General features: G+C 52.0%; 7 protein-coding genes. 4 read left to right on the top strand and 3 right to left on the bottom strand.

From position 1 onward, the window contains the following. Nucleotides 1-739 precede the first annotated feature (739 nt). Nucleotides 740-1831, top strand: a complete 1092-nt coding sequence (locus tag EJP87_RS10945) for a YjgN family protein (RefSeq protein WP_130471913.1) — start codon at nt 740-742, stop codon at nt 1829-1831. Next, nucleotides 1828-2859 (top strand): M48 family metallopeptidase, encoded by a 1032-nt coding sequence (locus EJP87_RS10940; RefSeq protein WP_130471912.1) that lies wholly within the window; start codon nt 1828-1830, stop codon nt 2857-2859. Before EJP87_RS10945 ends, EJP87_RS10940 begins: the two co-directional genes overlap by 4 nt. 130 nt (nt 2860-2989) lie before the next feature. Here EJP87_RS10940 and EJP87_RS10935 read toward each other — a convergent pair whose 3' ends face one another. After that, the gene (locus EJP87_RS10935; protein ID WP_130471911.1) at nt 2990-6028 is read right to left on the bottom strand and encodes an SUMF1/EgtB/PvdO family nonheme iron enzyme; all 3039 of its coding nucleotides are present in this window, start codon (nt 6026-6028) and stop codon (nt 2990-2992) included. On the opposite strand from EJP87_RS10935, the gene EJP87_RS10930 reads away from it, so the two are divergent. After that, the gene (locus EJP87_RS10930) at nt 6008-6508 is read left to right on the top strand and encodes a hypothetical protein (RefSeq protein ID WP_130471910.1); all 501 of its coding nucleotides are present in this window, start codon (nt 6008-6010) and stop codon (nt 6506-6508) included. The genes EJP87_RS10935 and EJP87_RS10930 overlap by 21 nt on opposite strands. 88 nt (nt 6509-6596) lie before the next feature. Then, a complete protein-coding gene (locus EJP87_RS10925; protein ID WP_130471909.1) occupies nt 6597-7181 on the top strand; it encodes a VOC family protein in 585 nt (194 codons plus the stop codon). Between the two features lie 374 nt (nt 7182-7555). Here EJP87_RS10925 and EJP87_RS10920 read toward each other — a convergent pair whose 3' ends face one another. Continuing rightward, nucleotides 7556-8695 (bottom strand): AI-2E family transporter, encoded by a 1140-nt coding sequence (locus tag EJP87_RS10920; protein ID WP_193771303.1) that lies wholly within the window; start codon nt 8693-8695, stop codon nt 7556-7558. A 139-nt stretch (nt 8696-8834) separates the two neighbouring features. Next, on the bottom strand, nt 8835-9032 hold a 198-nt coding region (locus tag EJP87_RS18535), incomplete at its 5' end, for a hypothetical protein (protein WP_227657584.1).

Here is a 9032-nt window from a genome sequence, read left to right as displayed (position 1 = left end):
GGAGGAGATTATCTCCTCCTGGTGGGTGCAGGGCAAAGCCCTGCTGAAAATGTGCGGCGTTTTACAAAAGCGAATGCTTAAGCATTCGCGCACGCCGCACCGATTTGTGCCCCGCAGGGGCACTCTTTGGGAGGGCGGACGCCCGACCTGCACCGTTTCGCTTGTGGCAACAGTGAGAAAATTGGCAAATGCGCTTGCCATACCCATGAACCAGGGCAATCACATAGGCAAATCAGAAAACTATTATGGAGGTCCAGGAGGAGATTATCTCCTCCTGGTGGGTGCAGGGCAAAGCCCTGCTGAAAATGTGCGGCGTTTTACAAAAGCGAATGCGAAGCATTCGCGCACGCCGCACCGATTTGTGCCCCGCAGGGGCACTCTTTGGGAGGGCGGACGCCCGACCTGCACCGTTTCGCTTGTGGCAACAGTGAGAAAATTGGCAAATGCGCTTGCCCTGACCCCAGAGGCTTTGCCTCTGGGCTCCACCAGGGAGGTGCCCACCCTGGACCCGCAATTGTTTTGGGTAGTGAATAGTTACGACAATCGCCAGCAAACAGCTCCCAGTGCGGCAAAATGGCTTGCCAAACCCTTTGTTTAACTTGCAGAATGCTCACAACAAGGGTATAGATAACCGTGTCAAGTGAGAGCAATCATCCGGCAGCGCACCTTTGCCAGGAGTCCTGCTGCAGTAGATGCTGTTTATCCCGGCACGCCGCATGAACAAAGGAAAAGATGCGCGATGACAGAAGAGGTTAAAGAAGAAGAGGAAAAAATCTATCCCTTCACCTTCCATGGCACGGCAGGAGAATATTTCCGCATCTGGTTTGTCAATATCACGCTCTCTATCCTGAGCCTGGGAGTCTATTCAGCCTGGGCCAAGGTGCGGCGCTTACGCTATTTTTATGGCAATCTTCATCTGGATGGCCATGGCTTTGAGTTTACCGGCTCTCCCTGGCGCATCCTGACAGGACGCATCATCGTGTTTGCGTTTCTCATTCTCTTGAGTTTTGCCAAACAGTTTGGACAATTTAATGCCGCCTGGGCCCTGCTCTATTCGGTGTTACTGTTGATCCTGCTGTTGGCAACCCCCTGGCTGGTTACACGCGGACGCCAATTCATGCTCCGCAACACCCTCTATCGCAATATTCATTTTTCTTTTAACGGCAGATATGGGCAAGCCTATGGCGCTTTGCTGTGGCGCTGGATCCTGGTTTTCCTCACCTTTGGCCTCTATCTTCCTTTCTATTTTTATCATCAAAATAAATTTTTTATCAATAATAGCGCTTTTGGCCGCGCCCACTTCCAAATGCACAACCCGAAGAAAGATTTTTTGCTTCACTATGGCAAAGCCATCCTCTTGCTGGTGGTGGCCTATGTATTGATGGGCATCTTGCTGTTTTTCTGGCTATTGCTCTTTGGCAAATGGAGTCTACAGGGCGTTGCCACCAGCAATCCCTGGTTTGCTGTTTCGGCATTTGCGGTAACGGCACTGCTTATCACTCTCTATAGCCTGATTCGGGCCGCCTTCCTGTCGGCGATGTTTCAAGCTGCCTGGCACAATAGCACCCTGGATAGCCGCTTTCGTCTGCACTGCACTCTGCGCACCTTGCCGCTGACCTGGATCTTTCTTACCAACACCATTGCCAATTTTGCTTCTTGCGGATTGTTGATTCCCTGGTCACGCATACGCCTGCTACGCTATTTGACAGCTCATATTTGCTTGCTCGTCAAAAGCGATTTGAACCACTGTCAGGCAGGTCAACTGCTTGATCTGGATGCGGTGGCAACAGAGTTTGGCGATGCTTTTGGAATGGATATTGGCTTTGCATGAGCACCATTGAGGCCGATCTGTTTGATGGTTTGAGCTCCGAGGCGCAAGCGGTGCGCCTGACCTTGGGAGAGCGGGCAGAGATCCAGATCAGCGGCTCGGCGCGCCATGATGGTCTCTATTCTTTGCAGCAACTGCAGATCTCGGATCGGGTGGGTAACATTGCCCGTTCCATACAACTACCGGATGGTGCGCGCTGCAGCATCCGCGATAATGAGGCTCTGGATCGTTTTTTGCGGCGCCAACAAAAGGGAGCTCTGGCATCCACCTGGCATATTCTGGAAAGCCGTTTGCGATATGTTGTGTTGGCGGTAGCCATCTGCGGCCTTAGTGTCTGGGCGCTTTTGGTTTTTGGGGTACCGGTGCTCGCACAGTTGGTAGTCAAGCAGATACCGCCTGCGCTGGAGCAGCAACTCGGAGAAAAGGTGTTGCAAAATCTGCTCTCCCTGCAGGGACTGTTTACCCCTGCCTCGCGTGAGCAGGAGCAGTTGGCACGATTGCGCAAGCCATTGGCAGAGTTGACAGCAGTGCTGCCGCAGATTGCTCCTGAGGCAAAGCAGCTCACTTTTACGATTCATCTACGCAGTTCGACGGCCATTGGCGCCAACGCCTTCACCCTGCCGGGAGCTGTTTTTCTCTTTACCGAACAGCTTCTGGCTGTGGTGAATGAAGAGGAGTTGCTGGCCATTCTGGCCCATGAGATGGGTCATGCCCTGCATCAACACGGTTTACGCCTGGTGGTACAGAGCGCCTCGACGGCACTGCTGGCAGGTCTGCTGCTGGGCGATACCAGCACCTTGGCCAGCTTGACCATCGCTCTGCCCAGCCTGTTGTTAAACCAAGCCTATGCACGGGAGTTTGAAGAAGAGGCAGACAGCTTTGCCGCCCGCTTATTGGAAAAAACAGGCCGCTCCGCGCATCTGTTGGCCAACGCCTTGCAAACTCTCGAACAAACCCGACCGCAGCACAAGCTGCCCGCCTATCTCTCCTCGCATCCCCCTACCGAGCAACGTATTCACTCTCTGCGCTAGGCTCTGTTTGCATTTGTGTGCAAAAACGGTTGTAACATAACCAAAAATTGCGCAAAATCGCTCTGTTTTGTCATTTTGTCGCGACCAGGGCTTCGCCCTGGACCCAACAAAAACACAACAAAAACAAAAATCAAGTGCTCGCGGCAGTAGCGGCCACCCGGAAGCCGACATTGCCGTTGCGATCCCTGGCAAGGAACCTGAGGCGATAGGCCGAACCCAGCCACCCTGCGCCAAGGCACCAGGATCCGCCCCGCAGCGATAACATGTCATTTCCCTTGATCTGCTGCTTCAATAGTGTATCCAATGGATGGCTGCCAGCCCAAAGATTGCGCTGCCACTCCCAGACATTACCCGCCAAATCACAATGGCCATATAAACCATTTCCATCTGGATAGAGTCCCACAGGAGTAGGAGACTTAACATTAGAATTATAGTTGGCCAACTCTGGAGTTGGCTCCATATCCCCCCATGGATATATTCTTGCTCCAGCCGCTTTAGACCAAAGCGTCTCCTCAGGCAAACTAATGGTCAACCCTTTTTGAACACTCAACCAGCGACAATAGGCCATCGCCTCAAACCAGGAGATTCTAGTAACCGGCCAAGTAGGATGCAAAAGCTGCTGCTCCCACTCTTCTGGACTGTGCCACCGTTCACGCATCCGTAAATTCCAGCCCGTATCATCCCACCACTGCCCTTCCTGGTAGCCGCCCTGCTCAACAAACTCCTGATATTCCATAACTGTTACCAGATATTTACCCAAACGCCAGCCATTACCACCTGGAAAATCGAGAAGGTTGGAATAAAAATTTTCTTTGGCCAAACGGAGATCTCCACCCTGGCCCAAGGCTTCCGCTGCCGCGATGCGCTGTTTAATAGAGACTTTTGCCGCACCCTCTTTTTTGAAAATAGCCATCACCCGATCACGAAGCTGCTGCCAGGTTTCTGCAAGTGGGCCAGAAAGAGTATATTGAAAAGCAGACAGAGGCTGCAACAAACGGCCAATAATCCCGGCAATGCGCGCCTTTTCACTCAGATTCGAATTATCCACCAATAAACCCAGCACTTTTTGCAACAAGCGATCGACACGGCGTCCCCGCCCTTCATCAAAGAGAGCACCAGGAAAAAGCTCCACCGTCTCCCGCCACTGCGGATCATCCAAACGCCCTTTGAGCATTGGCCAATAATCCTCACCCTCTTTCTCCTCGTCGCCCAGCAGAGCCAAGGCAAAGGCCGCCAGATATTCCTGAAAAGTCAGATGCCAAAATTTGAGCTCTCCCTGCTCTGTTTCCTCGACAATACCGCTGCCCACACATTCAAAGCTCAACCACTTTCGCGCCAATTTTACCCGCTCACCATGACTCTGCTCATTGGCAAAATAGCGAGCCACCACCGGTTCAACCGCCTCTGCTCCGGCCTGCAGATCGACAACCACCACTTTTTTGCCCTGCCCTGCGCTCATCATGTGTAACGCCAGTTTTGCAAAAGCATCCAAGGCAAAATCATCATGAAACTTCTCCCGCCACTCCTTGCGCGAGGCCAACAGCCAACGGATCACCGCCTGATAGACACGTGCCCGCGCCTCCGGCAGATCACCCTCATTCCAGTGCACCACGCACAGACAGGTCAGCATCACCGGATTGGCAGCCAACAAACGAATGGCAGGCCGCTCCAAAATCGCCTGCTCTAATTTTTGCCGATGCTCCTGGCCAATACCTCTGCTGGCTGCCGCTTCATGCAAGGCTGCCGACCAACGACTGAGAAACTCCTGCACCTCCTCCTTGGCAAATGGTTCAATCTCAACATGATGGAACCCCAAATCGTGCATCTGCTCCACACCAAAAGGTCGGCTGCTCACCAGCAACGGACACTCCTGCCACTCACGAATGGCGTGGCACACGATAGCCAAGATGCGACGACGAATCTCCTCATCGGCCACCTCATCCAGCCCATCCAGCAACAGCATCACCCGACCAGAATGCAGCAACTCCTGCCAGTGTTGCCGCCAGGCAGCAAGATCCTCCGGTCTTGCCTGCTTCTCCAATAGATCAAGCAGACGGCGACTGTCATCCTCGGGATAGGGCGTGCGCTCTTCCTTCAGCATGGCGGCCAGCGCCGACAGTCGTAAAAACAGTGGGATGCGCGGCACCTCATCGGTCACGCCCAGGATATGATTGCGCCAACTCCTGCCGTTCTCACAGCGCACACCCAATAAATCCCGGCAGAGCATGGCGGCCACCAAACGCAAAAAGGTGGTTTTTCCTGCACCAGGCTGCCCCTCTATCAACAATCGGGCATGGCGGGGTAACAAGCTGGAGAGCGCCACCCGCTCCTCCTCCCGACCTGACAACTCCCCTCTTTTACCGATTTTCTTCCCCTCTCCCCGACTGCGCAATGGGGTATAGAGAGTTTCGATAGAATAACGACCCGCCTCCCTACCCCGCCCCCCTCCAGAACTGATACCGCGAATCTCCAAATATTCGGTCTGATCCAGCAACCGTTGCAACCAGGGGCGCAAATCCATCTTCGGCAGAGCCGGTTGGACAGACTCCTGCTGCGCTCTCTGTTGAATCTGCTCTATGCTCTCTTCATCGGCTTGCAGATACCCCGGTAACACTTCGCCATGTTTGATCGGAAAGGCAAGCCAAACCCATGGCCGTTCTGCCACTGCCAAGGCTGGATCATCTTTTTCTGGATGGTTTTGCCAATCCTCCCAAAACAGGGTGGAGGCCAATAACACCTGTGGCTGGGCCGCCCGCTTTGCCAACAGAGCTCGGCTCCACTCATGGTCAACCAAACGGGTGATTTCGGTTTTGGCTGGGCTCAAGCGGTGCAAGCCGACCTCCTCCACATCCCCCAACACCAAGCCAACCCGCAAACGCAGTGGATAGTTGCGACTCTTTTCTGCCAGCAGCGCTTGCTCCAAATCCACAGCAAAGCGCATGGCCACTGGCGAGGAGCATCCTGTCAGCGTAATAAAATAGCCATCCCCTGTACTTTGCCACTCGAAAGCGTGGCGTGGATTAAGCCGCCCGGTAAACTGTTTCAATACCGCGTTCAGCATTGCATCCAAACGTGTCAGAATCGCCCGTTGTTCAGGCAGACTCCTCAAGCGGGAAAATCCGGCCATATCAATCAAAACAATAGGAACATGCTTGACATCAGCAGACATGGAACACCTCCAATAACAAGCCACAGATTGTTTATCTATAGTATTCCAAACACCGACAAGCAAGCTCTCTTTTCACACAGTATTATTTTGCGCTCCCCTTTTGCTCATCAGAAGCGAGCAAAACACAAAAACCAGCCCAGGCCACACCTCCCACGCATGCCACAAAACAATCTATCCAGATTGCATCCAGCAACCACTCAATCCTGTGCCGCATATTTTCCTGAAACAGCCATCAGCAACACATACACAAACCGATTGCAGCCTGCGTCAATTCCATTCTGTGCAGCATCTTTTCCAGAGACATCGACATGCAAACATCCATTAATTAAAGATAATTTTTCTTCAGGACACAGCCAACACCCCATGCTCCTGCAAAGATATTTATTGCATATTTTATTTAATTTGCAAAAAATGAATATTTTACAAAAAATATACGCAATAAAGTTTGAAACTTATTCTCAGAAATATAATCAATACTAGTAACAGATCGTGATTAAACCAGTGCAGTCAGCCTCTCTCAGGGGAGAGACAAAACAAACCATGACTGCCAAATTGCAGGAAAGACAATATGAACACCACACCCACATTTTCAGGCATTCATCATAGTGCTTTCGCCACTTCCGACATAAAGGCAACTCTTCATTTTTGGCGAGACTTATTGGGAATGCGTCTGATTTTGGTATCAGGAACAGAGCACAACCGGCAATATCTTTTTGATGTGGGCGGCAATGCACGCCTCTCCTTCTTTGAATGGCCGGGCGTGAAAAAGCTGCCTTATAAGCGACATGGCGAACCAGTCACCGGTCCCTATGTGTTCGATCATCTGGCCATTGCAGTTGCCCATCTGGAGCAGTTATGGAACATCATGGCACTGCTTGATGCGGGTGAATTTCCGGCATCAGATGTGATCGATCATGGTTATTGCTATTCGATCTATTCCTATGATCCCAATGGCATACCCATCGAATTTACCTGTGACAACCCGTCGCATGATTTGTCCCGGGAGCTGGTCGTCAAACAAGGGCTCAACATACCACCAGAGTTGCTTGTCTGCGACCCCCTCCCAGGATGTTGGCCCAAGCCACAACCCATCCTCCCCGAAGAGCGGGTGATGGTGGAAGGGGATGGCAAAGAGTTGTATTTGAAGGTTTAACAAACAAGGCTCCCCTGGGGAGCAACTGGCACTTGTCTACACAAAGAGAGCGCCGACTATCTACTACACATGAGGACTGCGATGAACACATTGATTGATTTTTGGAGACGTTTGAAAGCCTGGATGTACCCGCAAGAAACGGCACCCATCCCGCAGCAATGCGCGGAGGAAGATGAGTATATGCCCGCTACAGGAGTCTGGTTTTGTACCGATTGACACCGGCGCATAACCGGCCAACAGAAAAAGGGTGATGGTGGGCATCTCTCCATCATCTTTCCCTTTTTGGCCCGCCTCAACCAACAGCCTGCAGGCTGTTAGCCGCAGACAGACTCTCACCTGGATCTGGCACCGAGCCAACAACAAGTGCGCGGCGTTCAGGAATAGTCCAAACGATGGCCATATTCCCTTTCATAAATTTCAAAAATGGTAATGGCCATGGCTGCGATCAAGGGACCAAAAAACAGGCCCATGATACCAAAGGCCAGCAACCCGCCAAAGGTGGAGAGCACGGTCAGCAAGGTATGGTCGAGCGGGCTGGATTCGTCGTCATTTTCCGCACCGGATCGACTCATGCGCACAAAGCGGTTGATCAACAGAGGCCGCAACAGATTGTCCACCAAAAAGCCGTTTACCACCCCACCCCAAAAGAGCAAAAACATCCCTGACAACCATTGATCATGGGCAATCAACCAATAGACGGTTGGCCCCCACACCAACATGCTGCCCAACACCGGCACAAAAGAGGTGACAGCCACCGCAACACCCAGGGTAAACCATGGCAAGCCCATAAAGAGTGCCACAACAGCGATGGAAACCCCTTGAATCAAGGCAATGGAGAGGGTAGAGAGGGTCAACACAGTCGCCAACAAGGCAAAACGGCGCATGATAAATTGATCCAATCGGTTGGGCAGAGGGGACAAAATTTGCAACTGTCTCAACAAAGCTGGCCCATCCCGATACAAGAAAAAGAGGGCCAAGAGGATCAACAGCAATGAGGAGAAAAAGGAGGCAAAATTGCCAAGAATGTTCTGGAACAAAAACAGGGAGACATTTTTGATCATGCCGACCATCTGCTGCAGCATACTCTCAAACTGCTCAAAGAGGATCTCTTGCAAATCCACTGGCAGCGGCAGACGCTCCAGCAACCGCTCCCGCAGCAACTGCAGCTCTCCGGGAGAGAGCAGAGCAACTCTTTGCTTCAGCCCAGAAAAAAAGCGGGCAATCTCTATTCCGGCGATGGTCAGCAAATAGACCACGGGAGAGATCACCAGAAAAAACACACTCCCGGTCATCAGCAGAGCGGATCCCTGTGCCGAGAGGGCAAAACGCAGTTGGATTTTTTGATAGAGCGGATAGGTGGAAGCGGCCAAAACAGTCGCCAAACAGAGTCCCGGCAAAAAGGGCAGCATCAACCAAAACAACCCCACAATCGCCAAAAGCAATAAAATAGCCAAAAACCCCTCCTGAAACAGCAACGGCATCTGATCATTGGGGTGCTGCGAATCGTTTGACATGGAAGGCATACTTTATAAACAAGCAAAAGGTTTGACATAAACAGCATCTGGAAAAACAAAACCACCCACAACTGCAAGAAAATGGCAACAACAATATATACAGCACAATGGGGCAGGACAATCGCATTTGCCAATTTCTTCACTGTTGCCACAAGCGAAACTGTGCATGTCGGGCGTCCGCCCTCCCAAAGAGTGCCCCTGCGGGGCACAAATCTGTGCGGCGTGCGCGAATGCTGCGCATTCGCTTTTGTGAAACGCCGCACATTTTCAGCAGGGCTTTGCCCTGCACCCACCAGGAGGAGATAATCTCCTCCTGGACCTCCATAACAATTTTCTG

It is taken from the genome of Candidatus Magnetaquicoccus inordinatus (assembly GCF_004217665.1).
GTDB lineage: Bacteria > Pseudomonadota > Magnetococcia > Magnetococcales > Magnetaquicoccaceae > Magnetaquicoccus > Magnetaquicoccus inordinatus.
This window is presented reverse-complemented; position numbering and strand designations above follow the sequence as displayed.

What these genes read in the sequence shown, in the direction of transcription:
- EJP87_RS10945 (WP_130471913.1), top strand. Translation starts at nt 740, where the DNA reads ATGACAGAAGAGGTTAAAGAAGAAGAGGAAAAAATCTATCCCTTCACC.
- EJP87_RS10940 (WP_130471912.1), top strand. Translation starts at nt 1,828, where the DNA reads ATGAGCACCATTGAGGCCGATCTGTTTGATGGTTTGAGCTCCGAGGCG.
- EJP87_RS10930 (WP_130471910.1), top strand. Translation starts at nt 6,008, where the DNA reads ATGCTTGACATCAGCAGACATGGAACACCTCCAATAACAAGCCACAGA.
- EJP87_RS10935 (WP_130471911.1), bottom strand. Translation starts at nt 6,028, where the DNA reads ATGTCTGCTGATGTCAAGCATGTTCCTATTGTTTTGATTGATATGGCC.
- EJP87_RS10925 (WP_130471909.1), top strand. Translation starts at nt 6,597, where the DNA reads ATGAACACCACACCCACATTTTCAGGCATTCATCATAGTGCTTTCGCC.
- EJP87_RS10920 (WP_193771303.1), bottom strand. Translation starts at nt 8,695, where the DNA reads ATGTCAAACGATTCGCAGCACCCCAATGATCAGATGCCGTTGCTGTTT.